32 protein-coding genes are annotated in these 25,086 nt (G+C 63.5%); 11 read left to right on the top strand and 21 right to left on the bottom strand.

The window, feature by feature from the left end:
• The first annotated feature begins 81 nt into the window (after window positions 1-81).
• Window positions 82-252 carry a hypothetical protein gene (locus tag N5K27_RS11755; RefSeq protein WP_016713042.1) on the top strand — a complete coding sequence of 57 codons (171 nt, stop codon included), beginning with the start codon at window positions 82-84 and terminating at the stop codon, window positions 250-252.
• The gene (locus N5K27_RS11750) at window positions 249-608 is read left to right on the top strand and encodes a hypothetical protein (protein ID WP_016713043.1); all 360 of its coding nucleotides are present in this window, start codon (window positions 249-251) and stop codon (window positions 606-608) included. The genes N5K27_RS11755 and N5K27_RS11750 overlap by 4 nt, the downstream gene beginning before the upstream one ends.
• A gap of 245 nt (window positions 609-853) precedes the next feature.
• Here the strand turns inward: N5K27_RS11750 and N5K27_RS11745 are convergent, their stop codons facing one another.
• The 7 genes from N5K27_RS11745 to N5K27_RS11715 all read right to left on the bottom strand — a co-directional run bounded on the left by N5K27_RS11745 (window position 854) and on the right by N5K27_RS11715 (window position 5,290).
• Window positions 854-1,084, bottom strand: a complete 231-nt coding sequence (locus N5K27_RS11745; protein WP_016713044.1) for a type I toxin-antitoxin system ptaRNA1 family toxin — start codon at window positions 1,082-1,084, stop codon at window positions 854-856.
• Between the two features lie 63 nt (window positions 1,085-1,147).
• Window positions 1,148-1,423: a hypothetical protein gene (locus N5K27_RS11740; RefSeq protein WP_016713045.1), complete on the bottom strand. Its 276-nt coding sequence runs from the start codon at window positions 1,421-1,423 to the stop codon at window positions 1,148-1,150.
• Window positions 1,424-1,425: 2 nt separating this feature from the next.
• The gene (trbL, locus tag N5K27_RS11735) at window positions 1,426-2,988 is read right to left on the bottom strand and encodes a P-type conjugative transfer protein TrbL (RefSeq protein ID WP_016713046.1); all 1,563 of its coding nucleotides are present in this window, start codon (window positions 2,986-2,988) and stop codon (window positions 1,426-1,428) included.
• Window positions 2,985-3,254: an entry exclusion lipoprotein TrbK gene (gene trbK, locus N5K27_RS11730; protein ID WP_016713047.1), complete on the bottom strand. Its 270-nt coding sequence runs from the start codon at window positions 3,252-3,254 to the stop codon at window positions 2,985-2,987. Before trbK ends, trbL begins: the two co-directional genes overlap by 4 nt.
• A 15-nt stretch (window positions 3,255-3,269) precedes the next feature.
• Window positions 3,270-4,055, bottom strand: a complete 786-nt coding sequence (gene trbJ, locus N5K27_RS11725) for a P-type conjugative transfer protein TrbJ (protein ID WP_016713048.1) — start codon at window positions 4,053-4,055, stop codon at window positions 3,270-3,272.
• Between the two features lie 265 nt (window positions 4,056-4,320).
• Window positions 4,321-4,692, bottom strand: coding sequence for a conjugal transfer transcriptional regulator TraJ (gene traJ, locus N5K27_RS11720; protein ID WP_016713049.1), 372 nt, complete (start codon window positions 4,690-4,692; stop codon window positions 4,321-4,323).
• Between the two features lie 319 nt (window positions 4,693-5,011).
• Entirely contained in the window at window positions 5,012-5,290 is a 279-nt protein-coding gene (locus N5K27_RS11715; protein ID WP_016713050.1) for a TraK family protein, read from the bottom strand.
• 537 nt (window positions 5,291-5,827) lie between these two features.
• Between N5K27_RS11715 and N5K27_RS11710 the strand changes: the two genes are divergently transcribed.
• Genes N5K27_RS11710 through N5K27_RS11700 form a run of 3 tightly spaced genes read left to right on the top strand, consistent with a single transcriptional unit; the run spans window position 5,828 to window position 8,536 of the window.
• Window positions 5,828-7,306, top strand: coding sequence for a SulP family inorganic anion transporter (locus N5K27_RS11710; RefSeq protein ID WP_011518938.1), 1,479 nt, complete (start codon window positions 5,828-5,830; stop codon window positions 7,304-7,306).
• A gap of 14 nt (window positions 7,307-7,320) precedes the next feature.
• On the top strand, window positions 7,321-8,184 hold the full coding sequence (locus tag N5K27_RS11705) for a universal stress protein (RefSeq protein WP_011518937.1): 864 nt from the start codon (window positions 7,321-7,323) through the stop codon (window positions 8,182-8,184).
• 16 nt (window positions 8,185-8,200) lie between these two features.
• The gene (locus N5K27_RS11700) at window positions 8,201-8,536 is read left to right on the top strand and encodes a molecular chaperone DnaK (protein ID WP_011518936.1); all 336 of its coding nucleotides are present in this window, start codon (window positions 8,201-8,203) and stop codon (window positions 8,534-8,536) included.
• Between the two features lie 106 nt (window positions 8,537-8,642).
• Here N5K27_RS11700 and merE read toward each other — a convergent pair whose 3' ends face one another.
• From merE to merT, 6 genes are read right to left on the bottom strand one after another with little or no spacing between them, the layout of a single operon-like run.
• Window positions 8,643-8,891: a broad-spectrum mercury transporter MerE gene (gene merE / locus N5K27_RS11695; protein ID WP_016713051.1), complete on the bottom strand. Its 249-nt coding sequence runs from the start codon at window positions 8,889-8,891 to the stop codon at window positions 8,643-8,645.
• Window positions 8,888-9,253 (bottom strand): mercury resistance co-regulator MerD, encoded by a 366-nt coding sequence (gene merD / locus N5K27_RS11690; protein WP_000995360.1) that lies wholly within the window; start codon window positions 9,251-9,253, stop codon window positions 8,888-8,890. Before merD ends, merE begins: the two co-directional genes overlap by 4 nt.
• A gap of 17 nt (window positions 9,254-9,270) precedes the next feature.
• Entirely contained in the window at window positions 9,271-10,917 is a 1,647-nt protein-coding gene (merA, locus tag N5K27_RS11685; RefSeq protein WP_154834644.1) for a mercury(II) reductase, read from the bottom strand.
• Window positions 10,914-11,159, bottom strand: coding sequence for a mercury resistance system transport protein MerF (gene merF, locus N5K27_RS11680; protein WP_000654684.1), 246 nt, complete (start codon window positions 11,157-11,159; stop codon window positions 10,914-10,916). The genes merA and merF overlap by 4 nt, the downstream gene beginning before the upstream one ends.
• 2 nt (window positions 11,160-11,161) lie before the next feature.
• Complete coding sequence (gene merP, locus N5K27_RS11675; RefSeq protein WP_000735441.1) at window positions 11,162-11,437, bottom strand: mercury resistance system periplasmic binding protein MerP; 276 nt, start codon at window positions 11,435-11,437, stop codon at window positions 11,162-11,164.
• A gap of 15 nt (window positions 11,438-11,452) precedes the next feature.
• Window positions 11,453-11,803: a mercuric ion transporter MerT gene (gene merT, locus N5K27_RS11670; protein WP_001294667.1), complete on the bottom strand. Its 351-nt coding sequence runs from the start codon at window positions 11,801-11,803 to the stop codon at window positions 11,453-11,455.
• 71 nt (window positions 11,804-11,874) lie between these two features.
• Here merT and merR point away from each other — a divergent pair, with 71 nt between their 5' ends.
• On the top strand, window positions 11,875-12,282 hold the full coding sequence (gene merR / locus N5K27_RS11665; RefSeq protein WP_279816559.1) for an Hg(II)-responsive transcriptional regulator: 408 nt from the start codon (window positions 11,875-11,877) through the stop codon (window positions 12,280-12,282).
• A gap of 686 nt (window positions 12,283-12,968) precedes the next feature.
• Here merR and repC read toward each other — a convergent pair.
• From repC to N5K27_RS11650, 3 genes are read right to left on the bottom strand one after another with little or no spacing between them, the layout of a single operon-like run.
• A complete protein-coding gene (gene repC / locus N5K27_RS11660; RefSeq protein WP_033724053.1) occupies window positions 12,969-13,838 on the bottom strand; it encodes a replication protein C, IncQ-type in 870 nt (289 codons plus the stop codon).
• Window positions 13,828-14,703 (bottom strand): helicase RepA family protein, encoded by an 876-nt coding sequence (locus N5K27_RS11655; RefSeq protein WP_016713070.1) that lies wholly within the window; start codon window positions 14,701-14,703, stop codon window positions 13,828-13,830. The genes repC and N5K27_RS11655 overlap by 11 nt, the downstream gene beginning before the upstream one ends.
• Window positions 14,704-14,706: 3 nt before the next feature.
• Window positions 14,707-14,940 carry a hypothetical protein gene (locus N5K27_RS11650; protein WP_016713071.1) on the bottom strand — a complete coding sequence of 78 codons (234 nt, stop codon included), beginning with the start codon at window positions 14,938-14,940 and terminating at the stop codon, window positions 14,707-14,709.
• A gap of 91 nt (window positions 14,941-15,031) precedes the next feature.
• On the opposite strand from N5K27_RS11650, the gene N5K27_RS11645 reads away from it, so the two are divergent.
• Window positions 15,032-16,012 carry a hypothetical protein gene (locus N5K27_RS11645; protein ID WP_020371267.1) on the top strand — a complete coding sequence of 327 codons (981 nt, stop codon included), beginning with the start codon at window positions 15,032-15,034 and terminating at the stop codon, window positions 16,010-16,012.
• 79 nt (window positions 16,013-16,091) lie between these two features.
• Window positions 16,092-16,337 carry an AlpA family phage regulatory protein gene (locus N5K27_RS11640; RefSeq protein WP_011805740.1) on the top strand — a complete coding sequence of 82 codons (246 nt, stop codon included), beginning with the start codon at window positions 16,092-16,094 and terminating at the stop codon, window positions 16,335-16,337.
• Window positions 16,338-16,428: 91 nt separating this feature from the next.
• Here N5K27_RS11640 and N5K27_RS11635 read toward each other — a convergent pair whose 3' ends face one another.
• From N5K27_RS11635 to N5K27_RS11615, 5 genes are all read right to left on the bottom strand, one after another.
• A complete protein-coding gene (locus tag N5K27_RS11635) occupies window positions 16,429-17,631 on the bottom strand; it encodes a site-specific integrase (RefSeq protein WP_011805741.1) in 1,203 nt (400 codons plus the stop codon).
• A gap of 308 nt (window positions 17,632-17,939) precedes the next feature.
• Entirely contained in the window at window positions 17,940-19,568 is a 1,629-nt protein-coding gene (gene guaA / locus N5K27_RS11630; protein WP_087837371.1) for a glutamine-hydrolyzing GMP synthase, read from the bottom strand.
• 3 nt (window positions 19,569-19,571) lie between these two features.
• Window positions 19,572-21,032: an IMP dehydrogenase gene (guaB, locus tag N5K27_RS11625; RefSeq protein ID WP_087837372.1), complete on the bottom strand. Its 1,461-nt coding sequence runs from the start codon at window positions 21,030-21,032 to the stop codon at window positions 19,572-19,574.
• 122 nt (window positions 21,033-21,154) lie between these two features.
• The gene (locus N5K27_RS11620) at window positions 21,155-21,493 is read right to left on the bottom strand and encodes an RnfH family protein (RefSeq protein WP_087837373.1); all 339 of its coding nucleotides are present in this window, start codon (window positions 21,491-21,493) and stop codon (window positions 21,155-21,157) included.
• Window positions 21,486-21,917, bottom strand: coding sequence for a type II toxin-antitoxin system RatA family toxin (locus N5K27_RS11615; RefSeq protein WP_087837374.1), 432 nt, complete (start codon window positions 21,915-21,917; stop codon window positions 21,486-21,488). The genes N5K27_RS11620 and N5K27_RS11615 overlap by 8 nt, the downstream gene beginning before the upstream one ends.
• A gap of 57 nt (window positions 21,918-21,974) precedes the next feature.
• Between N5K27_RS11615 and smpB the strand changes: the two genes are divergently transcribed.
• The 3 genes from smpB to N5K27_RS11600 all read left to right on the top strand — a co-directional run bounded on the left by smpB (window position 21,975) and on the right by N5K27_RS11600 (window position 25,063).
• On the top strand, window positions 21,975-22,436 hold the full coding sequence (gene smpB / locus N5K27_RS11610; RefSeq protein WP_132978789.1) for an SsrA-binding protein SmpB: 462 nt from the start codon (window positions 21,975-21,977) through the stop codon (window positions 22,434-22,436).
• A gap of 186 nt (window positions 22,437-22,622) precedes the next feature.
• Window positions 22,623-23,855, top strand: coding sequence for a CaiB/BaiF CoA-transferase family protein (locus N5K27_RS11605; RefSeq protein WP_087837376.1), 1,233 nt, complete (start codon window positions 22,623-22,625; stop codon window positions 23,853-23,855).
• Window positions 23,852-25,063, top strand: a complete 1,212-nt coding sequence (locus N5K27_RS11600; RefSeq protein ID WP_279816545.1) for a CoA transferase — start codon at window positions 23,852-23,854, stop codon at window positions 25,061-25,063. Before N5K27_RS11605 ends, N5K27_RS11600 begins: the two co-directional genes overlap by 4 nt.
• The last annotated feature ends 23 nt before the right edge of the window (window positions 25,064-25,086 follow it).

The raw sequence follows: 25,086 nt of genomic DNA, 5'->3' as shown, positions 1-25,086 counted from the left end.
AATTGGGGCACCACAGAATGTCCAGAAAACCACCGTTTTATGAACAACGATCTGGCGCCGATCTGAGATAGGAGATAGAGGATGACCATGAAATCTGTGAACGCCGCCGTGCCAGCGAACGTGAAGGCCGAAGCGGTGGCCGTCCTAGCCGCTCGCGGCATCAGCATGGCAGCCTTCGTCCGCGAGCTGCTGGCCCGCGTGGCCGCCCGCGATGCTGAAACGCTGGCCTGGCTCGATGAGGCACGCCGGTGACCGACCCGAAGCAACTGGAAAACTGGCTGCATGAGAAGGCAGGCCCGGCCTATGACGCCTTGAAGGCTGACCCGGCCCGCGCCGTCACGCCTGACCAGGTGCGCCACACTCTGGCCGAGCTGCTGACCGAAGCCGAGGCCGCCGGCGTGTACCCATTGCCGAGGGAAGAACGCGAATGGGTGGATGCTCCCGCCGTAGGCCGTGAACTGACGCCTTTCAACCCGTCCGAGGAGCTGACGACGGCCGAGGCGATCAGCGCCTTCCTGGCCGAAGCCGAGGCCACGGCTGATCCGGCCTATATCGAGCACGCCCGCGAAGTCGCGGCGCGGGCGAGGGCCATGCACGGCATCGAGTAGGAGGAGCTGGCCACCATCGCCATTCCTGGCGGTGCTGCAGCTCGACGTGCGCGACCTGGTGCGCTGGATCTCATCGCTAGAAACGACGATGAGAGATCCACTCCAAGGGAGAAGGCCAGAGCGGCCGTCATCGTCTGATCTGGCGATGCTCAAGCACGCCGGCGCACATCGCCGTCTTTGACGATGCAGGCCCGAAAATGACAAGGGCGGCCGATGGCCGCCCTTGCTGTTCCTGGCGCGCGTGCCTACGCGGCGCGGAGTGACTGCCGCACCGCGTCCAGGGCCTCGCGGAAGTCAGCAGGCGTAGCCTGGCCCGTCTCGGCCTGGTAGAACACGACCATGAAGGCGTTCGCCACGGCCTCGGCGAGCGGCCCGAGCTGCCGCGCCGCGTCCTGGTCGAGCCAGTCGAGCGCAGCGAGTTGCGCGGCTGCATGATGAACTGCCTGAGTTGCATTGGTAGGATTCAGGGTTGCCATGATTCACCTCTCTAACAGGTGGGTTTGTGGAAGTGTCGGCCGGCCCCACGCCGGCCGGCGCGCTTATCGGCTGCCGGTGCCGTAGAAGCCGGCGGCCTCGGCCAGTGGCGTACTTCTCGCGCTGCTGCCGCTGCAGTTGCTGGCGTTGCCGCTCACCTTGGCCGCCGGCCTGGCGGCCTCAATGGAGGCCGAGGCAGGCCGATTCACGAAGGCGGCGACTTCCGCCTCGCGGCCGGCATCGGTCGATTGGTCGCCGACCGGCTCAAACTCCACCGCCCGCGCCTGGCGCTGCTCGACATCGGCAACGTCCAGGCAGTCGAAAAATCCTCTCGGCGTCATCGTCATACCTCCTTGTCGCGGTTGGCGAATGCGGTCACTTCATCATCAGGATCAGCAGCGGCCGAATCGGCACCTGCCAAGCTGTTGCCGCCGAAGCTGGGCACATCCTCGGCCGCCTGGCCTGTCTGGCTGCTCGCCCGGATCGCGGCGGCGATCTTCCCGCCAGTGGTGTCGGCGATACGTTCGGCGGCGGCGTCGCGGATGCTAGCCGCCTTGGCCTTCGCAACGTCGCCAATGCCTTGCGCCAAGTTCGCAGCCGTCGCAGCGAGAAGGCTTCCCGCACCTTGGCCGGCCTTCGAGCCGCCACCATCGCCGCCCCCCTTCGAGCTGGGGCCGGCTTTGTCGCCGCCTTTCGATTCGCCGCCGCTGCTGCCCGAACTGCTGGAGCTTCCCGAGCTGTAGAAGCCGGCCGCCTGGCCGAGCGGCGTACTTGTGCCGGCACTGGAACCGCCGCCACCAAAGCCCGCCGCCTGCGCGAACGATCCAGCATCGGAATCACCACCACCACCAAACATGGGCATTCCGCCAGATTCGGCACCGGCGCTAGCCCCTGCTTTCTCGAACGCCGCCTTAATCGCCGACATGCCGCCGGCGGCCGAGGCTGCGCCCCCCATCACGGCCGCACCAGCCACGCTTGCAGCACCGGCGGCCATGCTTGCCGCGCCCATAGCCGCACCAATGGCGGCACCGGCACCGAAGTTGCCGATGCCACCAGCGCCACCGATACCCGAGCCGGTGATGATGCCGGCGACAAGCGGGGGCACACGATTGACCAGCATGAGCAACGCCACGCAGAAAACCAGCATCACGCCCAGCTCTTCAAAGTTCAGCGTGCCGGTGTTCATCCTGGCGTAGAAGCTGGAAAGCAGGTCGTTCCCGATGCCGACCAGCAGCACCATCGTCATGATCTGCACGGCTACGCCCAGCACGGTCTTGTAGTAGTTGATCGCCATGTCGGAAGTCCAACGCGATCCACCGAAGCCGAGGAAGAAGATGCCGGCGTACATCAGCAGCCAGCCCGAGACGAGCAGCAGCAGCATATTCACGGCGACAACTGCCAGCAGGATCAAGATGCCAACGCTCAAGGCCACACCGATGAAGCTATCCACGGGCGACCAGATCGACGAGTTTGTGAATGCCTGCTTCAAGATCATGAAGCCGATATCCACGATGCCCGAGGGCGTCACCGATGCCACCCCGGATGCCTGCTCACCGATCCGGGCCAGCGACTGGATGATCGAGTGGGCGAAGGCCGGGCCGTTGCGCAGCAGCCAGAGGAAGAAGCCGAAGAACAGAATGAAGCGGATGAACTCGGCGAAGAACTCGCCAATGTCGGCCTTGCGCAGCGCCATGAAGCCGAACGTGAAAACCAGCGAGATCGTGCCCAACGTCCAGAACAGGAACATCGCGGCATTCATCACCACCGTCTGCCAGGACGTGGCCCGCGTGGCGAACTCTGTCACCACCTGGTCAAGCATCCCCTGGTTCGTGAGCTGGGCCGATGCGGCAGTGGAGTAGAGCGCGACGGCGACACCGATCAGCGCCGCCTTGTGCAGTGCTTTCATGGCTTCGCCTCCTTCTGGTCTTTCGGGTCGGCCAGTTCGAGCCAGTTCATGGGCTTCTCAGTCGGCGCGATGCCGCCGCTGGCCGGTGACCGGCGCGAGCACAGCCCGGCGAATTTTTCGCGTGTAGCCCTGTCCTCGATCTTCTTGATTGCCTCGATCTGGCAATTGGTGTCATTGACCTCGGGCATGGGCAGGATGGCCGGCTTGTTGTCGCAGCCAGCCACCAGCACCACCACGAGGCCGGCAAGCAGCATCGTTTTCTTCATGGTGCAGGGTCTCCGTTAGCGGGTCAGTTCGAGCCAGTTTTTCGGGCTGGCCGTGCGCTCGATCCTGGATTCCCTGGAAGTCGCCCCGGCGGCCTGCTGTTGCGCCTCTAGGTCGGCCTGCGCCTGCATCCTGGCCGTCGCGGCGTTCTGCTGCGCGATCAGCAAGCCACGGATTTGCAGAAGCTGGTTTGCCTGGTTAGCGGCGAGCTGATTGGCGAAGCCGATGGCCTGCATCTGGCCGGTAGCACCCTGCGCTGCCGACTGGAGCCGTTCGAGCTGACGAGCGTCAGCGGTAAGGTTGCGCTGCTGTTGCTCAAGGCCCTTGAAAAGCGCGTCATTCGCCTTCTTCTGGCTCTCGCTTGCCAGGCTGCGGTTTTGCTCCATCGCGGCGCGCTCGGCATCCGAGCACCCGGCGGCTGAGAAGCACGGCGAACCACGGTAGTAGGCCACGTCCTGGAACTTGCCCAGGTACGCATCGACGCTGCCGAGCTGCTTCCTGTAGTAGTTCAGCGTGTCGGTGGCGGCCATCAACCCGTTGATGGTGGACTGCGCCTGATCCCAGATATACGCCGCCGGGGCCATGGTGTTTTGCAGCATGTTTTCGTACTGCTGCAATTGGGTCTGGTACTGCTCAATCTGCTTGAGCGTCTGCGCCACCGACTCGATGGCCGTCATGACGTTCTGCACCAGGTTGCCGCCGTCGATGACGGGAATGCCGGCCTGCGCGGGCATGATGATGCTGCTGCCGGCCAGGGCGGCGGCGAGCGCGGTTTTAGCCGCTAAAAAACGGACGTGCTTCATGGTTGCAATCTCCATTCGATGAAAGAAAGGCAATGCCTTGACCAAGCTCGCGCTTGCCCACGGCAAGGTTTCATCGAAGAGCTACGCCACTAGCTAATCGGTATCGCCCTTGGCACTGAGGCCCGGGCTTCGGTGATTCTGTTCTCGGCCCTTACGGGGTGTCCCTGGCCTTATGCGTTCTCCCAAGAGTTGATAACGCCCGGGCCGTCGGCCTGGAAGGGGCTTGTGTCGCGTGCAGCACACGGTAATTTAGCTGCTAAAACTCTCAAGGTTCGGCCCTCGGCTGCACCACCGACTTCATGAGCCGGCTCATTTCGTCCTGGGTGGCCTCGATCCGCCCCAACAGGGCAAGAATCGTGGCATCACCGAACCGGGCTGTGCGCGGATCGTCGGTCAGCCATAGCTTGAGCAATCCGCCCAACCGGCCAAGGTCGCCATTCACCCGCACCAACTCGCGCACGTAGTGGTAGTCCATGACTCCCTTGACCTGGTAGCCCTGCCCTACGTCGCGCAGGTAGCGCGCAACGCTGATTCCCGCCATCTTGGCGTTCGCCTCAATCAGTTCGCGTTCTTCTGGAAGGCAGTACACCTTGATCGGTGGGCTGCCCTTCCTGGTGATTCGTTTCCCATCGTCCATTTGTCCTCCAACCGGCGGCAGCCGGCACCCTCGCAGAGCAGGATGCCCGTTGAGCGCCCCGCGCGAATAAGGGACAGTGAAGAAGGACAACCGGCTTGCCGGTGGGCCTACTTCACACATCCTGCCCGCCTTACGGCGTTGTTTTTGCCTCGTATGACTCGTCGAATTTCGCGCTGTAACCGCACCATTGCTTCGCAACAGCGCGCCAGCAGCGGGAAAACCAACGGAAATTGCCAACGTCCGTGTGCTTGCAGCGATCCAAGAGGCCGGTAACAGCGTTTCAGCCATGTGCTTGCAGCGATTGAGCATGGGACTTTGCTTACTTCGTGCCCTGACCCGTGGAGCCAGGCGGCGCATTGGTGATGTGCTGGCGAACGTATTTCAGGAACGTCTCATAGCGGAAAGGGATTCGCCCGGTCTCGCGCATGTGCTCCCAAATGATCTTGAGCGCGTAGCCGGCCTCCATCGCTTCCTTCACGTCCGCGCGCGCCGCCATGAAAGCGGCCAGGTAGTCCCTGCGCATTATTTTTGAGGTCTGCTGTTGAAGAGCCAGCCGTGCGGCCAGCTCGTCGGGATAGCTGCTTTCTGTCGTCGCCATGTCCGTAAACCTCCGTTATCAACTGAACTACTCCGAAGGTTACGGAGTGCCGGCCTACACAACATTCTAATAATTGGCCGAAATGGTTGACATGGAACCGGGGTCGGCTCAGAATTCGGAAAAAATCGTACGCCAAGGTGCGAGGTGTCAGGTTGAGGCCATAGACGCCGCACCGGAGGCGTCAGGAAACGCCGTAATCGGCCCTACCCTGACGCTCCTTCCCAATCCTGTCTGACGCCAAGTTGAGGCATAGCTCAGACTGACATTATTATTGTTGCGCCGCCGCAAAGAAGGTAAAATGCCTTTTCCCAAAGAATCAGCAAGCCAACTATCGGAGTTCCTACCCGTGTAAGCCTCTTTCTCGCTGCGAGCCAGCTTCAATACACACCACGCTCGCACGAGGCTGCACGTCCGATTCACTGCGTCTTGCTGGCCCTGGATTACTCGGGGTTCGTTCTCTATTCCGCTGGCCGGGAAGACGCGCTTGCGTTCGCCCCAACTGCCACCACTGGCTGGCAACCACAACGGAATAGAAGAATGATGAAATCCTTACGCCAGGACTGGCTTTCCAATGTCCGAAACGACTTACTAGCGGGCATCGTCGTCGCGCTAGCGCTCATCCCCGAGGCAATCGCCTTCTCGATCATTGCGGGCGTTGATCCGAAGGTCGGTCTTTACGCCTCATTCAGCATTGCCGCGATCATTGCCTTTGCCGGTGGTCGCCCTGGCATGGTGTCTGCGGCCACAGGTGCAATGGCGCTGCTGATGGTGACCTTGGTCAAAGACCACGGCCTGCAATATCTGCTGGCTGCCACCGTGTTGACCGGCGTACTGCAAATTCTCGCGGGGTGGCTCAAGCTGGGCGCATTGATGCGCTTTGTCTCTCGCTCGGTCATCACCGGCTTCGTCAATGCGCTGGCCATCCTGATCTTCATGGCGCAGTTGCCCGAGCTGACCAATGTGACGTGGCACGTTTATGCCATGACGGCGGCAGGTCTCGGCATCATCTACGGCTTTCCCTACATCACCAAGGCCGTGCCGTCGCCGCTGGTTGCCATCGTCGTGTTGACCGGAGTGGCGATCTTCCTCGGCCTCGACATTCGCACTGTGGGCGACATGGGCAAACTGCCTGACAGTCTGCCGGTGTTCCTGCTGCCTGATGTGCCGCTGAACCTCGAAACGCTCAAGATCATCTTCCCTGTCTCGGCCACCTTGGCGGTCGTCGGCTTGCTGGAATCCATGATGACGGCTTCCATCGTCGATGACCTGACCGACTCCAACAGCAACAAGAACCGCGAATGCGTGGGTCAAGGTGTGGCAAACATTGCTACCGGCTTCCTCGGCGGCATGGCAGGTTGCGCCATGATTGGCCAGTCGGTCATCAACGTAAAATCCGGCGGTCGTGGCCGACTCTCCACGCTGGCCGCTGGCGTGTTTCTGCTGCTGATGGTGGTGTTTATCGGTGACTGGGTGGCCCGCATTCCGATGGCCGCACTGGTCGCGGTGATGATCATGGTGTCTATCGGCACCTTCAACTGGGCCTCGATCCGCAATCTGCGCGAGCACCCAAAAAGTTCCAGCATGGTGATGCTGGCCACCGTGGTAGTGACGGTTGGCACCCACGACTTGGCCAAGGGCGTGCTAATCGGAGTGCTGCTGTCGGGCTTCTTCTTCGCCCACAAGGTGGGCCAGATTCTGCGCGTCACCTCTCGCACCGAGGACGAAGGCCGCGTGCGCACCTACACCATTACCGGCCAAGTGTTCTTTGCCTCGGCGGATCGCTTCATCAATACCTTCGACTACAAGGAAGTCATCGAGAAAGTGCGCATTGACGTAAGTCGCGCCCACTTCTGGGACATCACCGCTGTTAGCGCCTTAGACAAGGTGGTCATCAAGTTCCGCCGTGAAGCCACCGAGGTCGAAGTCATCGGCTTGAACGAGGCCAGCGCCACAATGGTGGACAAGTTCGCCGTGCATGACAAAGACGGTGCCGAAGACATGCTGATGGGCCACTGAGAGGAAACAGGATCATGAAGAACGAAAACAAAGTGCTGGCCTGCGTGGATCAATCCCACTTCGCCGATTACGTGGCCGACTACGCCGCATGGGCCGCTCGCCGAATGGACGCGCCGCTGGAGTTTCTGCACGTCATCGACCGCCACCCCGAGCAGGGATCGGGCGAAGATCACAGCGGTGCCATCGGCATTGACGCCCAGGAAAATCTGCTGACCAAGCTCACCGCCGAAGACGAGGCCCGCACCAAGAATGCTCGCGAGCAAGGCCGCATCTTCCTGAACCGACTGCGCGAACGGGCCACCGCTGCCGGTGCCGCGCTGGTCGATGTTCGCCAGCGGCACGGCGAACTTGAAGCAACGCTGGCCGAACAGGAAGACGGCGTGCGCCTGCTGATACTCGGACGCCGTGGCGAAGCCGCAGAAGCCACACAGCGCGACTTGGGCCGCAATGTGGAGCGGGTGGTACGTTCGCTGCACAAACCGATCCTGACCGTGACCGAAGGCTTCAAAGAGCCGCAGCGCGTGATGATCGCCTTCGACGGCGGTGTCGTGACCCGGCGTGGCGTCGAAATGGTCGCTGGCAGCCCGCTGTTCCGAGGTTTGCCTATCATCCTGCTGATGTCGGGGAAGAAAAGCCAGGATGCACCCAAGCAGCTTGATTGGGCCAAGACCACCTTGGAATCGGCTGGCTTCGACGTCACCGCCTCACTGATCCCCGGCGATGCGGAAAGCATCATCGCCAAGACGGTCAAGGAGCAGTCCATCGACATGCTCATCATGGGCGCATTCGGTCACTCGCCGCTGCGCACTTTGATGTTCGGCAGCAAGACCGCTGACCTGCTGCGTTCCTCGACCATCCCCACGCTTCTACTGCGATAGCGAAGGAGTCGCCTCAATGGACATGGAACAGTTCCGCGCTCGACTGCTGATCGAGCAAAGGGAAACCGTTGAGGCAATCCAGCAGGCTCAACAGTCCGCCGCGCCGGTCGAGCTGGATCAATCCTGTGTCGGTAGGGTGTCGCGTATCGACGCCCTCCAACAACAGGCTCTTGCCCAAGGATTGCGGGAGCGGCTGACCATTCGCAAGCGCAAGGTCGAAGCTGCGCTGGCCCGCCTCGACTCTGGCACCTATGGGCTGTGCTGCGCCTGTCACAGTGATTTGGAGCCGGAACTGTTGAACGCCGATCCTGCTGTTGTGTTCTGCCAGGAATGCGCGACAGCGCGTCAATGACAAAGCCGTATTGATGCCCAACGGCGGAGCCGTTTTGCCTTAACGTGCTTTATTTTCCGTTTTCTGAGGCGACCCCCTGTTGTGCCCCAAACTTCCTCTTAGTCGATCAGAGCACGTTACGGCCGCTACACCTGAACGCTCGCAACGCCCGCGACAGGGACAGAAGGAACAGGCCGGTCAAACCGAGCGCCGCGATGACCCAATGCTCGCTGAGGAAAGCACCGGCGGTTGTGCCGGCCAGCACGACAGCGAGGATGGGCAGGTGGCAGGGGCAAGTCAGCACAGCCAGTCCGCCCCACAGGTAGCCGGTGATCGGTTTGTGCGTCTCGGACGGCAAGCGCTCGGGGTTGTTCATGGCAGACTCTCCGCGTGCTGTGCCGGCTCGGTCGGCAGGGTGGCCAACTGCACTTCCAGATCGGCCAACGCTTCGCGCCGACGCTCGACGAACTGACGCAGCAGGGCAAGCTGCGCGGCCGCTTCGTCGCCGTCCGCCGCATCCAGCGCCCGGCACAGCCGCGCCAGCGCGTCGAGGCCGATGCCCGCCTCGAAGGCCGCCCGCACGAAGCACAGCCGTTGCAAGGCGGCGTCATCGAACAAGCCGTAGCCGCCTGGTGTGCACGCCACCGGGCGCAGCAATCCGCGCAGCAGGTAGTCGCGCACGATATGCACGCTCACCCCGGCATCAAGAGCCAGCCGGGACACCGTGTAGGCGTTCATTGAACACCTCCTTTTTCTCACCCGGCGCAGCAGGAAAGCTGCTTCACATCCTTGTTGAAGGTCTGCGCCGCGAGCTTCAACCCCTCGACCATCGTCAGGTAGGGGAACAACTGGTCGGCCAGTTCCTGCACCGTCATGCGGTTGCGAATGGCCAGAGCCGCCGTCTGGATCAGTTCACCCGCTTCCGGCGCGACCGCCTGTACGCCGATCAGCCGATGGCTGCCTTCCTCGATAACCAACTTGATGAAGCCGCGTGTGTCGAAGTTGGCGAGCGCACGCGGCACGTTGTCCAAGGTCAAGGTGCGGCTGTCGGTCTCGATCCCGTCGTGGTGGGCTTCCGCCTCGCTGTAGCCCACGGTCGCCACTTGCGGATCGGTGAACACCACGGCCGGCATTGCGGTCAGGTCGAGCGCCGCATCGCCGCCGGTCATGTTGATCGCGGCACGGGTGCCGGCCGCTGCCGCCACATAGACGAACTGCGGCTGGTCGGTGCAGTCGCCGGCCGCGTAGATGTTCGGGTTGCTCGTGCGCATGCCTTGGTCGATGACGATGGCACCTTGCGCATTGACAGTGACCCCCGCTGCGTCCAGCGCGAGGCTGCGCGTGTTCGGTGTCCGACCGGTGGCAACCAGCAGTTTGTCGGCGCGCAATTCACCGTGCGTGGTGGTCAGCACGAATTCACCGTCCATATGGGCGACCTGGCTGGCTTGCGTGTGCTCCAGCACCTCGATGCCCTCGGCACGGAAAGCGGCTGTCACCGCCTCGCCGATGGCCGGGTCTTCACGGAAGAACAAGGTATTGCGCGCCAGGACCGTGACCTTGCTGCCCAGCCGGGCAAAGGCTTGCGCCAGCTCCAGCGCCACCACCGACGAGCCGATTACGGCAAGGCGTTCGGGAATGGTGTCGCTCGCCAGGGCCTCGGTGGAAGTCCAGTAGGGTGACTCTTTCAACCCCGGAATCGGCGGGACCGCCGGGCTGGCACCCGTGGCGACCAGGCAGCGGTCGAACATCACGACGCGCTCGCCACCCTCGTTCAAACGGACGGTAAGGCTCTGGTCGTCCTTGAAACGCGCTTCACCGTGCAAAACGGTGATGGCCGGATTACCGCCCAGGATGCCTTCGTATTTGGCGTGCCGCAGTTCATCGACACGGGCCTGCTGCTGGGCCAGCAGTTTGCTGCGGTCAATCGCAGGCACAGTTGCCGCAATACCGCCGTCGAACGGACTTTCCCGGCGCAGATGGGCAATATGGGCAGCGCGGATCATGATCTTGGACGGCACACAGCCGATATTGACGCAGGTGCCGCCGATGGTGCCGCGTTCGATCAGCGTGACCGTCGCGCCTTGCTCGACGGCCTTCAGCGCCGCCGCCATCGCGGCCCCGCCGCTGCCAATGATGGCGATATGCAAACCGGCGCCCTCAAGTGCATCACGGATTTTTGGTTCATCTTTGAAATCACCAACCCGGATCGAGCCTTGATAACCCAATGCGGCGATGGCGGCCAGCAGTTGGTTGTGGCTCACGGCGGTGTCTGCCATGACTTGCGCGCGGCTTTCTGGATAGGACACCACAGCGGCATTCACGCCGGGAATCTTTTCCAAAGCATCTTTGACATGGGTGGCGCAGGATGTGCAGGTCATGCCATTCACGGTGATTTCGGTCATTTTTTTACTCCATTGAATTTCGGGGTGCAGCAGGCATCGGCTTGGCGTTTTCGTTGGATGGCGTAGATGGTCAAGCCGATGAAAATCGCCAGCGCAGGCAGCAGCACATAGTCCAGATAGCCGGTCAGCGCGGACAAGCCGACCACACCGAGCAAAATGACCAGAACAGGGGTGAAGCAACACAGCGCCACGAGGGTTGTGCCAATGATGCTGACCCGCAGCAGTGTCTTCGGGTCTTTCATGATCAGTTCTTGACTGATGATGGGTAGCCCGCATCCTCGGTAGCCTTGGTCAGTTTCTGCACGCTGGTCTTGGCATCATCGAAGGTGACCACCGCTTCGCGCGTCTCGAAGGTCACGTCAACTTTACTGACGCCATCGACCTTGGAAATCGCCTTCTTGACAGTGATCGGACAGGCCGAGCAGGTCATGCCCGGTACGGACAGCGTAACGGTCTGGGTGGCGGCCCACACGGGGGCAACAACGGCAGCGAGGGCAAGGGCGGAAAGCAGCTTTTTCATGGTGAACTCCTGTGATCAATAGAAAAATGGCACGACGTAGGGAAATCCGAGCGCGACCAAAACCAGCACGGCCACGCCCCAGAAAATGAGCTTGTAAGTAGCTCGCACTTGGGGAATCGCGCAAACCTCACCCGGTTTGCAGGCGGCTGACGGCCGGTAGATGCGCCGCCAGGCGAAGAACAACGCCACCAGCGCCACGCCGATAAAGATGGGGCGATAGGGTTCCAACACCGTCAAGTTGCCGATCCAAGCGCCGCTGAACCCCAAGGCGATCAGAACCAGCGGCCCGAGGCAGCAAGCCGAGGCGAGGATGGCGGCCAGCCCGCCAGTGAAGAGCGCGCCGCGCCCGTTTTGAGGTTCAGACATACGTTTGTCCTTTCGAATCTGAATTGGATAGCTTAAGCTTACTTCCGTACTCATGTACGGAGTCAAGCGATATGGAAAACAATTTGGAGAACCTGACCATTGGCGTTTTCGCCAAGGCGGCCGGGGTCAATGTGGAGACCATCCGTTTCTATCAGCGCAAGGGCTTGTTGCTGGAGCCTGACAAGCCCTATGGCAGCATCCGCCGCTATGGCGAGGCGGATGTAACGCGGGTGCGCTTCGTGAAATCAGCCCAGCGGCTGGGCTTCAGCCTGGATGAGATCGCGGAGCTGCTGCGGCTGGAGGATGGCACCCATTGCGAGGAAGCCAGCAGCCTGGCCGAGCACAAGCTCAAGGACGTGCGCGAGAGGATGGCTGACCTGGCGCGCATGGAGGCCGTGCTGTCTGATTTGGTGTGCGCCTGCCATGCGCGAAGGGGGACCGTTTCCTGCCCGCTGATCGCAGCTTTGCACTGTTGCTAGGTCAAAGCCGTCGCGCGCCTTAGCGTACGATTTTTTCCGTTTTCTGAGGTGACCCCGAACCGATGACACAGGCACGCCTGTCGAAACAGGGATGGCAGCCCATTCAACACGGAAGGTTGAACGCCAAGAGGGAGGCCGGGAGCCCCCTCCCGCCGCTCGGCCCCTCAAGTGTCAAAGAGTGGATCACATCGTCAGAAGCGGCGATGCGAGCTCTAGCGCCGGTGGCCGTCATCGTCGGAACTGGCGATTGCGCCCTCGGCGCATCGTCGGATGTGCGATGGTCGACCGTGGCCCGAACGCGGCCAGCCTCGCCGGAAATAGCGATGCTGCAGCTCGACGTGCGCGCGAAAGAAGGGCCGGCCTCATGACGTGGCCGGGAATGACTTTGAACTGTTGTATGTTGTAGCGCGCTACAACATACAACATACAACACCTGCCTATTGACACTTGAGGGGCGCAGCGTTTTAGCCGCTAAAGGAACCGCCGGGAGCTGCCCCCCCTTTCTGGCGTACAAATCAACGGCCGAAGGCCGACCATCGGCAGCGGCAAGGGCTTGGCGTCGCCCTAAAGGGCGGCGGCAAGCTCCGCGCCTAGTGGATGATCTTGGAAGATCATGGATGAAATTTGCGAACTAGCCGCAAGCCCGCGCCGTTGCTGTGTTTTCCGGTTTGAGGCGGGGAACGTTGCTACGGGTGAAGGGGAACATTGCTACGGAGCTTGGGGAACGTTACTACGGGCTTCGGCCTGCCAATTTCCCACTTCCCTGCCGCATATTCGCTGACCTTCCAGCCCACGGTGGCAAGCTCGGCCAGAGCCTTGCGGGCCTTCTGGCGGCGCTTCTTCATGGCCTCGGCGTTCGCCTCGTCCGGCCAGACGTAACCGGAAAGGGTATCCAGTTCCACGCGCCCGGCTTTGCCCGGATCGATCCAGCCGCATAACCGTTGGTGAATCAGGCGGGCCGGGTCGGTCTGTAGCGCCCGCACCTCGGCCATCTCGATGCGGGTATACGGGCGCCTACCAAGAATCGCCTCTGCAATCTGGGGATTCAACGCGACGAATAGCCGTCCGTCCTCCTCGTCGAAGGCGTAGCTCATCAGGTGAAAAGACCTTTGCCTGCTCCCCTTGGTGACTACCACCGTCACGTTTGCCATGCGCAGCAAGCTCGCCTTGATCGCCCTGATATTGTCGCCGCCATCGGTCAAGCCGATTTCGCCTAGCAGGCTGGTCATACTCTCTCTCACGACCAGCGCATCCTGCCCTACCGCGTCGAACTTCGGCTCAAGGAATAGACGGAGTTGCTTCGGCAAGTCTGCTGTTGGCTCTGGCGTCAGGATGATGCCCTTCGGCCCTCCAAGAGCCACAAGACCTTGCAGCAGCCGCATGTCATCAGCACCAAGAGGCTCGAAGCCGACGAACCGCGCTTGTTCATTTTCGGCGTAGTGATACGTCACATCGAGCTTGAGCTTCTTCCGTTCGCCGCGCTTGAGACTGCGGAACAAGCCGGGGACCAAGCAGTGCATTGGATCGTGCCTGGCATGGGTGAGGTCAAAAGCCATCGCCTCGCCTCCGACCATCACGTCTTTCCTCATTCCTGCTGGCCTCATACAACTCCACCGGCACCAGCACGCCGCCGGCGTGCCGCATGTACCAGCGATCAAGCGGCGTGGCGTCGTAGTTCTGCTTGCTGACGCCGAAACGCACGAAGTAGCCGCGCCGCTCATCGCCGATGGGCTGCCGGTCATGGGCGCGGTCGCTGAGGCGCTTCGCCTCGTCCTCAGTCATGCGGGCGACGTAACCGCACCACCTGGCGTTGTCGATCAGCGCGGACGCGCCACGCGCGGCCTGCTGCTGGTCGGTCTGCCCTTCGCGGGCGCTTCCCTTGCTGACGTGGTGCAGGTAGAGCACGGATGCGCCCGTGGTAGCCGCGACCTGCTCCAGCACGGCCACGAGGTGGGCCATGTTGCCGTTGCTGTTCTCATCGAGGGCGTGGATGCGGCTTAGGGTGTCCAGCACGATCAGCCTCGCCCCGGCGCCGTACTCGATGACGCGGCGCAAGTGAACCTCGTCCATGACGTTCAGGCGCTTGCCCATGATCGGCTCAAGCGCAAGGTTCTCTGCGATGGCTTGGCGTGCTGCGTGTCCGAGGTGCTGGCCGATGGCGTGAATGCGCCGCACAAGCGCGGGCGGCGGGTCTTCCCCTGCCAGATAAACCACGCGCCCGGTGTGTGCGGGGGCCAGGCCCACGAGGTCGCCGCCGGCAACGCTGCATGCGATGCTCATGGCCGCTTCCAGCGCCCAGAAGCTCTTGCCCGTGGCCCCTGGGGCGACGAGCGCGCCGACGGTTCCCGCGAGGAAACCCGGCCATATGAAGTCCAGCACCGGCGGTTCGCACTCGAACGCCGCCAGGACGTCAATCGCCACGACTCAGTTCCCCGTTCCGTACAGGGACTCGTCGCTCAACACCTTGGCGATCTGCGAGGTTCGGAAGTAGACCCGTCGACCGATCTTCAAGCGAGCCTTGTTGATTCGCCCCGCCCATTCGCTCGTCGTGCGCAAGCTGACCCGCAGGCCATCCGGTGATCGATCCAGGACAGAGGCGAGCTGCGCCATGCTCAGCAGCGGGCCGAAGCGTTGCAGCAGCGTGTCTTCTATCGTCATTGCGTAAACCTCCGTTATCAACTGAATTGCTACGAAGGTTAGGCGCTATTGGGGGTTGCCTACATCTTATTAGTTGTCCAAAATGGTTGACATGAAGAACGATCCAACCATTGTCATCTGGGAAGGCTGCGATCCCACTGTCTCGGAAGCCATCGAGCAGTTTGAGGATCGCTGGCGGCCGTATTCCGCCTCCTCGCGGCGCTACCCCATCGTTGGGCTGATACAGGAACTCATCGACCCCGCCGTAGCTGCGTACACGGCGACGCTGCCGCAACGCTACTTGGGCCATATCCCCGGAGCAGGAACAGGGGTGAGCTTCAGCGGAATCATTCGACTGGTGGGACTTGATGCGATGGTTCGCATGCAGCGGCAGTTGCTGCGCCAGTTCATCAAAACGGAGGACACGCAGACCCCAAGAGATCGGCGGTTTGTTGCAACACTCGAATCGTTGATCGGGCTTGTATGGGACTGCGCCTGCAAACGGCCGGTGAAGTCGAAGGTGCGCGACACCCGACTGAATGGCGAACGCCTCCAGGGGTTCTGCCGGTTCTGCGGATCACTCGCCGAGCTGACCTCATTCGCCGGCGGGAGCGATGATCCGAAAGCGGACGATCCAGAGGAAAAGCTTCGACTAAGCAGCCTGTATTGCCTGGATCACCGGCCTAAATTGCCGAGCGGCGCATGGAACCCTGTCTACAGACAAGCAAGGCGATCCCTCGCGCAATTCGACCTCGAACTGGCGAGACTCAACCAGCAATGCGCGAAGCCGGCCACTGCCCAAGTGAAATCGGGCGATCAACTGGTTGACAGCTACTTCTTCCACTATGTCGCAGGCCAGACCTTACAGCCGGCGGACAAGGCAGAGCTGCGCAATCAAGCACGGCTGATGGTGGACTCGAAGCTATCGGATCGCAAAAAGCAGATGCTGATGCTCCAGCGGTCTGGACTCAATCAGTCGGAGATTGCGCGAAAGCTCGGCATCGAGCGCCAAGCGGTATCGAAGGCGCTGGCGGCGATCCCCGCGATGTTCCGCTTGAGTACAAAGCCGCGCTCACGGCGTCAACCTAATTGACCAACTAATAGGACGAAACAATCCGCATTGCCAGGCACCATCAGGCACATGTTCGCAAGTGACTGAAAGAGGCCAGGGGATGCAGGCAACGACAAGCAAGACGCTCATCAATCGGAAGAAGCTACTGGCAATGATCCCGCTGTCTGAGCGCACGATCTTCAACATGGAGCAGCGCGGGGAGTTTCCGCGCCGGATCGCACTCACCAGCCGAAACGTTGCCTGGGACTTGGCCGAGGTCGAGGAATGGATCGAGGCGCGGAAGTCGTCGGGCACTCAGGCGATGCGGCCAGGCTTCACTCAGTCGGTCGCAGCCGCCACTTTTTAGCCGCTAAAACGCCGCGCCCCTAAAGTGTCAATGACGCGCGAAGCCACACCTCGATGCTCGGGCGGCGCTGCTGAACCCGCCCTCCTCTGACTTACGCCTTCGGCCGTCTCAGCGTCCATTCGTCGATCATGTCCGCCCAGTCCTGCAACATCGCCGTGCGCTGCTCGCGGTACTCGGCCTTGTTGTAGACGGCCCTGACGCCCCGCTGTTCGTGCGCCAGGCACTTCTCGATCCAGTCCGTGTTGTAGCCGGCCTCATGCAGCAACGTACTGGCCGTGCGCCGCAAGTCATGCGGCCCGAACTTGGCGAGCGACTTCCCTTCCTTCTGCGCCAGCCGATACGTCAGCGTCAGCACCTGGTTGAGCGTGGCGCTGCTCATGGGTAAGTCCGAGTCATACCGCGACGGAAGCACGTAGTCCGATCCCCCCGCGAAGGTTTTCAGGGCGATGAAGATGTCCAGCGCCTGCCGGGACAGGAACACCAGATGCGGATTGCGCCGCTTCATCCGCTCCTTCGGGATCGTCCAAAGCGCGTCGCTGAAATTGATCTCGCTCCAGGTCGCGTTGGTCAGCTCGCTCTTGCGCACCATCGTCAACAGCAGCAGCTTGGCCGCCGCCCGAATGGATGGCGCTGTGCCGATGCGCTCCATGTACTGGTACATCAGGCCGATCTCGTCGGGCGTCAGCGCACGGTCGCGCGGCTCGAACTTGGCAATGGTCGTCGGGCGTACCAGCTCGGCCGGGTTCTCGACCTTCTGGCCGCGCTCGATGGCCCAGCGAAAGACCTGGAGCACCACCTCGCGGACATGCACGGCCGTCGCCGGCGCGCCGCGCTCGACGATGGCATCGGTCAGCGCGCGCAGGTCTTCGTGGGTGATCTCCACCAGCTTCTGATTGCCGAACTTTGGCTTCAGCTCGCGCTCGTAGACCGAGCGGCGCATGTCGCGGGTGGAGTCGGCCATCTGGTAGCCGCGCAGCCACTTTTCCGCCCAGGCCCCGAACGTCTCCGCGTCCTTGACGCGTGCCTTGTCCCGCGCCTTTTCCTTGGCCGGCGACTTCCCGGCCGCGATCATCTTCTTGGCCTCGCCCAACCGCTCGCGGGCTTCCGCCAGGGTGATCCCGCCGACACCGTAGCGGCCGAAGGTGATGGTCTCCTGCCTACCGTGGATCGAGTAGTTGTAGCGGAACGAGATCGCTCCGGCGGCCGTGACGGCTACATAGAGGCCGTCACGGTCATTCACCTTGTAGAGCTTGTCCTTCGGCTTGAGGTTGCGCAGCTTGGTATCGGTCAACATGGTTCTCGCCCTGATTCAACTCAAATACCATGATCCGAAGACCGGCCCGCCCTGGCGTAAAACATCAATTAAATCATCGTATTACGCAAATTCGATACCATGAACATTCAGCAAGGTGGTTGCATGGTATCGGCGACTTCTCATGGCATAGAAGCATTCAATGCCATCCATCATGCCATGAAAAAACGGTGCTTGGCGATGCCAAATGTTGCCAGGCGGTGCCGAACGAGATCACAAAAAAGCCCGCATTTACGCGGGCTTAGATGTGGTTCCATGCCACTTATTGCCAGTGGCTGCCAGACGCGGGATCATTCCCACTCAATCGTCGCCGGCGGCTTTCCCGACACGTCATAAACCACCCGATTCAACCCCCGAACCTCATTGATGATCCGGTTCGAAGTCCTTCCCAGCAACGCATACGGCAAATGCGCCCAATGCGCCGTCATGAAGTCGGTGGTCTGCACCGCGCGTAGCGCGACGACGTAGTCGTACGTCCGCCCGTCCCCCATCACGCCCACGGACTTCACGGGCAGGAACACGGCGAACGCCTGGCTGGTCAGGTCGTACCAGTTCTTCCCGACCTCCTCGGCCGCGCACAGGCCCGCTGCGGCATCCTGTTCGGTTGCCCGGGTGCCTCGCAGTTCTTCGATGAAGATCGCGTCCGCGCGGCGCAGCAGGTCGGCGTATTCCTTCTTCACCTCGCCCAGGATCCGCACGCCCAGGCCCGGCCCGGGGAACGGATGCCGGTAGACCATGCCGTGCGGCAGGCCGAGCGCGATGCCGAGCTTGCGCACTTCGTCCTTGAACAGCTCGCGCAGCGGCTCGAGCAGTTTCAGGTGCAGGGTATCGGGCAGGCCGCCGACGTTGTGGTGCGACTTGATGGTGACGGCCTTGCCGGTCTTGGCGCCGGCCGATTCGATCACGTCGGGGTAGATGGTGCCCTGCGCCAGCCACTTGGCGCCCTTGAGCTTGGCGGCTTCGCGCTGGAAGACTTCGACGAATTCCTTGCCGATGATCTTGCGCTTGGCCTCGGGGTCGGTTTCGCCGGCCAGCTTGCCCATGAAGTCGTCGGTGGCGTCGACGTGGATGATCTTCAGGCCCATGTTTTCGGCGAAGGTCTGCATGACCTGCTCGCCTTCGTTCAGGCGCAGCAGGCCGTGGTCGACGAAGACGCAGGTGAGCTGGTCGCCGATGGCCTTGTGGATCAGTGCGGCCGCCACGGAGGAATCGACGCCGCCGGACAGGCCCAGGATGACTTCGTCGCTGCCGACCTGTTTGCGGATGGCCTCGACGGCTTCGCTGACGTAGTCGGGCATGTTCCAGTCGGTGCCGCAGCCGCAGATGTCGTGCACGAAGCGCGACAGCAGGGCCTGGCCCTGGACGGTGTGGGTGACTTCGGGGTGGAACTGGACGGCGTAGTAGCCGCGGTCGACGTCGGCCATGCCGGCGATGGGACACGAGGCGGTGGAGGCCATGAGCTTGAAGCCGGGCGGCAGTTCGGTGACCTTGTCGCCGTGGCTCATCCAGACCTTGAGCATGCCGTGGCCTTCGGGGGTGGCGAAGTCCTGGATGCCGTTCAGGAACGGGGTGTGGCCGTGGGCGCGGACTTCGGCGTAGCCGAATTCGCGGTGGTCGCTGAAGCTGACCTTGCCGCCCAGTTGCATGGCCATGGTCTGCATGCCGTAGCAGATGCCGAGCACGGGCACGCCGGATTCGAACACGGCCTGGGGGGCGCGCATGGAGGCTTCGTCGTAGGCCGAGGCGTGGCTGCCGGACAGGATGACGCCTTTGAGACCCTTGGCGAGTTCGCCGCGGACGAAGTCGTCCGAGACGTCGTAGGGGTGGATTTCGCAGTAGACCTGCGCTTCGCGCACGCGGCGGGCGATGAGTTGGGTGACTTGCGAGCCGAAGTCGAGAATCAGGATGCGGTCGTGCACGCTTCAGTCCATCCGGTAGTTGGGAGCTTCTTTGGTGATCTGCACGTCGTGGACGTGCGATTCGCGGATGCCGGCGGCGGTGATCTGGACGAATTCGCTCTTGGTGCGCATTTCGTCGATGGTGGCGCAGCCGCAGTAGCCCATGGAGGCCCGCACGCCGCCCACCAGTTGGTAGATGATGGCGATGACGCTGCCCTTGTAGGGCACGCGGCCTTCGATGCCTTCGGGCACGAACTTGTCGGAGTTGTTGGCCGGGTCCTGGAAGTAGCGGTCGGCCGAGCCGTCGGCCATGGCGCCCAGGCTGCCCATGCCGCGGTAGGACTTGTACGAGCGGCCCTGGTACAGGACGATTTCGCCCGGAGCTTCGTCGGTACCGGCGAACATGCCGCCCATCATGACGGTGTAGGCGCCGGCCGACAGGGCCTTGGCGATGTCGCCGGAGTAGCGCACACCGCCGTCGGCGATCAGCGGGACGCCGGTGCCTTCCAGGGCCTCGGCCACGTTGGAGATGGCGGTGATCTGGGGCACGCCCACGCCGGCCACGATGCGGGTGGTGCAGATGGAGCCGGGGCCGATGCCGACCTTGACGCCGTCGGCGCCGGCCTCGACCAGTGCGCGGGCCGCGGCGCCGGTGGCGATGTTGCCGCCGATGACCTGCAGTTGCGGGTAGTGTTTCTTGATCCAGCGGACGCGGTCGAGCACGCCGGCGGTGTGGCCGTGGGCGGTGTCGACGATGAGGACGTCGACGCCGGCGGCGACGAGCTTCTCGACCCGTTCGTCGGTGCCCTCGCCCACCCCGACGGCGGCGCCGACGCGCAGCTTGCCGTGCTCGTCCTTGCTGGCGTTGGGGTTCTCGGTGGTCTTGATGATGTCCTTGACGGTGATCAGGCCGCGCAGCTCGAAGCTGTCGTTGACGACCAGCACGCGCTCCAGGCGGTGCTTGTGCATCAGGGCCTGGGCCTCGTCCAGCGAGGCGCCTTCGCGCACGGTGATGAGGCGCTCGCGCGGCGTCATGACGGTGCGGATGGGCTCGTCGTAGCGGTCTTCGAAGCGCAGGTCGCGGTTGGTGACGATGCCGACCACCTGGCGGCCCTCGACCACGGGCAGGCCGGAGATGCCGTGCTGGCGCTGCAGCTCGATGACTTCGCGCACCTTCATGTGGGGCGCGATGGTGATGGGATCGAGCACGACCCCGGCCTCGTAGCGCTTGACCTTGGCGACTTCGCGCGCCTGCTCGTCGGCGGTGAGGTTCTTGTGGATGATCCCGATCCCGCCCTCCTTGGCCATGGCGATGGCCAGGCGCGATTCCGTGACGGTGTCCATGGCGGCGGACACCAGGGGAATGTTCAGCGAGATTTCACGGGTCAGACGGGTTCGAAGACTGGTGTCGCGGGGCAACACCGCAGAGTATGCGGGCACCAACAACACGTCATCGAAAGTAAGCGCATTTTGTACGAGACGCATCGAGTAACCCCTGGCCGCAATAAACCTAGTATTGTAAATCAGAGCGGGGGGCTGCGCTGTTCAGCCTTGCTGTCAAGAGGGTTTATATGCGGGAAAACCCACGGTCCACACGCCGGGCCCGTCTAGCGGCCCGGTCCGCCCCGCCTGGCGCCTGCCGACGCCGCCTTGTGCGCGGCTCGCCGGCGGCGGGATTCCTTGGGGTCGAAGACCAGCGGGCGGTAGATCTCGACCCGGTCGTGGTCGTGCAGCACATGGTCCAGCGGCCGGCGGCGGCCATGGACGCCGGTGCCGGCCTGGGCGGGGTCCACCCCCGGGTAGGCCTGGCGAAAACCGCTGGCCAGGATGGCGTCGGCCAGGGTCGCGCCCCGGGGCAGGACGAGTTCCCGCATCCAGGTTTCCGACGCATCCGCATAACAGACGCTGACGGCCACGGTGCCGCCCCGCCCCGCCTGGCTATCCATAGCAGGCTTCGGCCCGCTGGGTGAAGGCGTCGATGAAGCTGGTGGCGATGCGGTTGAACACGGGGCCGACCAGGGTTTCCAGCGCACGGCTGGAGAACTGGTACTGCATGGTGAAGACCACCTTGCAGGCGTCGTCGGCCAGGGCGTGGAATTCCCAGACGCCTTCCAGCAGCGAGAACGGCCCGTCCACCAGGTCGAGCTGGATGCGGTCGGGATAGTGGTGGGTGTTGCGGGTGGTGAAGCGCTGGCGCAGGCCCGCGAACTGGATCACGACCGAGGCGCGCATGCCGTTCTCGTCGCGCTCGTGCACCTCGGTTCCGCCGCACCAGGGCATGAATTTGGGGTAGTCCTCGACCTTGGCCACCAGGTCGAACATCTGGGCGGCGCTATAGGGGACCAACACCGAACGTTGCACTTTATGCATGCGTAGATGATCCGATTGGGCAAATTGCTAGAATGACCCATTTTAACGGCGTGACGAATGAGCATCATTGAGAACCGCAAGGCATTCCACGACTACTTCATCGACGAGCGTTTCGAGGCCGGCCTGGTACTCGAAGGCTGGGAGGTGAAGGCGATTCGTGCCGGGCGTGTCCAGCTCAAGGAAAGCTACGTCATCGTCCGCGATGCCGAACTGTACCTGCTGGGCATGCACGTCAGCCCCCTGGAGACGGCCTCCACCCACGTCCATCCCGACCCGACCCGCACGCGCAAGCTGCTGCTCAAGGCCGAGGAGATCCACAAGCTGATCGGCAAGGTGGAACAGCGCGGCTTCGCGCTGGTGCCGCTGAACCTGCATTTCAAGAAGTCGCTGATCAAGCTGGAATTCGGGCTGGCGCGGGGCAAGAAGCAGTTCGACAAGCGCGACACCGAGCGCGAGCGCGACTGGCTGCGCGAGAAGGCGCAGATCATGAAGCACGACACGCGCAAGCACTCCTCCTGATCCCTCAGGCATATCAGCTTTGGCGCCGCGGTGATGAACAGCCGCGCGGCGGCTACCTATACTCGTGCCAGCCATCCATCGCACGAGACCGGACCCGGATCCGGCCAGGAGACGCCTCATGCCGCGCCGCATCGCCCCTTTCCCCACTGACCTCCCCTGCCGCCCCGCCCACGGCGCGAGCCGGCCATGAGCAGCCTGGCGGGCGTGAAGGTCCTGGACCTGAGCCGGGTGTTCTCGGGCCCCTGGGCCGCGCAGATGCTGGCCGATTTCGGGGCCGACGTGATCAAGGTGGAGCGGCCCGGACGCGGCGACGACGTGCGCCACCAGGGTCTGCGGGCGCGCGGCGAGGACGGCGGCGAGGTGGGCGAGACCTCGTCCTTCATGTCCATGAACCGCGGCAAGCGTTCGGTGGCCATCGACCTGTCCAGGCCGGCCGGCCAGGCGCTGGTGCGCGAGCTGGCCATGCGCTCGGACATCCTGATCGAGAACTTCAAGGCCGGCGACCTGGCGCGCTACGGGCTGGACTACGCGTCGCTGTCGGCGCTGAACCCCCGGCTGGTGTATTGCTCGATCAGCGGGTTCGGGCAGACCGGTCCGTACAGCCACCTGCCGGGCTACGACCCGCTGTTCCAGTCCATGAGCGGGCTGATGAGCATCACCGGCCACGCCGACGGCGAGCCGGGCGGCGGGCCGCTGCGCGTGGGCTATTCGGTGGGGGACATCACCGCCGGCTTCTATGCCGTCAGCGCCATCCTGGCCGCGCTGCGCCACCGCGACGTGGTGTCCGGCACGGGACAGCACATCGACCTGGCCCTGCTGGATGCCCAGGTGGCGTCGATCTCGCACGTGGCCATGATGTACCTGGTGTCGGGACGGCAGCCGGAGCGGCTGGGCAATGCCTCGCCCATCACCTGCCCCTGGCAGTCCTTCGACTGCGCCGATGGCCAGATCGTGGTCGCGGTGGGCAACGACACGCAGTTCGCCGCCATGTGCGAGGTGCTGGGGCTGCCCGGGCTGCCGGGCGATCCGCGCTATGCCACCAACCCCATGCGGGCGCGGCACCGGCTGGAGCTGGTGCCGCTGCTGGAGCGGGCCATCGTCCGGCATCCCGTGGCGCAATTGCGCGCGGCCTTCGACGCCGCCGGCGTGCCCTGCGGACCCATCAACGACTTCGCGCAGGTGTTCGACGATCCGCAGATACGCCATCGGGAAATGCTGCTGCGCATGCCCGCGGACGCGGGGCGCGATATTCCCCAGGTGGCCAATCCGGTCCGCTTCTCGGACACGCCGGTCGAATACCGGCGCGCCCCGCCCGCCCTGGGCCAGCACACGGACGAGGTGCTGCGCGAGGTGCTGGGCCTGGAGGCGGCCGAGCTTGACGCCCTGCGGCGCGACCGCATCATCCAGGCCGCCCCATGACCGCCCCGCTGCACGGCATCCGCGTACTGGACCTGAGCCGGGTGTTCTCGGGCCCGTTCGCCACCCAGATGCTGGCGGACCTGGGGGCGGACGTGATCAAGGTCGAACGGCCGGGTATGGGCGACGAAGCGCGCTACCAGGGTTCGCCCCTGCGGGACGCCGACGGCAGGCCGCTGGACTGGACCTCATCTTTCCTGGCGATGAACCGCGGCAAGCGGTCCATCGCCATCGACGTCGCCAATCCCGAGGGGCAGGCACTGGTGCGCGGCCTGGCGCGGCAAAGCGACGTCTTCATCGAGAACTTCAAGGCCGGCGACCTGGCCCGCCACGGGCTGGACTACGCGTCGCTGCGCGCGGTCAATCCGCGCCTGGTCTATTGCTCGATCACGGGTTTCGGCCAGGATGGGCCGCGTGCCCGCCAGCCCGGCTATGACCTGGTGTTCCAGGCCATGAGCGGCATCATGAGCATGACGGGCGAACCCGACGGCCCGCCGCAGCGCGTGGGTTATTCGGTGTCGGACATCACCGCCGCCTACCATGCGGTGATCGGCATCCTGTCGGCGCTGCACGCGCGCCAGGCGGGTCTGTGCGAAGGGCAGCACATCGACATCGCGCTGCTGGACTGTCAGCTGGCCGCCGCCTCGCATGTCGCGATGGGCTATCTGCTGTCGGGTTCGCAGCCGGCGCGCATAGGCACGCGTTCGCACTTCATGGTGCCCTACCAGGCTTTCGACTGCGCGGACCAGCCGCTGGTGGTGATGTGCGGCAACGACGACCAGTTCCGCCGCCTGGCCGCCGCGCTCGGACTGCCGGGGCTGGCGGACGATGCGCGCTACGCCGCCAATCTCCAGCGCATGCGGCACCAGGACACGCTGGTGCCCCTGCTGGAAGATGCGCTGCGCGCCCGCCCGCGCGCCCATTGGCTGGAAGCGCTGGACCGGGCCGGCGTCCCGTGCGCGCCCATCCAGGACTTCCAGCAGGCCTTCGACGACCCGCAGGTGCGGCACCGGCAGGTGATCACGCACCTGCCCTTCGCGCCCACCGGCACGCTGCCCATGGTGGCCAATCCCGTGCGCCTGTCGGAGACCCCGGTCGAGTACCGACGCCCGCCACCGGCCCTGGGCGAGCACACCGAGGAAATCTGCGCGCAGCTGCTGCAAGTGCCGGTGGAGCGGCTGCGGGCCTTGCGCGAGCAAGGCATTCTTTGACGGGGCATGCCCCAGGGAACTTC

The organism is Pigmentiphaga sp. GD03639, assembly GCF_029845405.1.
GTDB classification, from domain to species: domain Bacteria; phylum Pseudomonadota; class Gammaproteobacteria; order Burkholderiales; family Burkholderiaceae_B; genus Pigmentiphaga; species Pigmentiphaga daeguensis.
The sequence above is the reverse complement of the archived record's forward strand: the minus strand, read 5'-3'. Positions and strand labels throughout refer to the sequence as shown.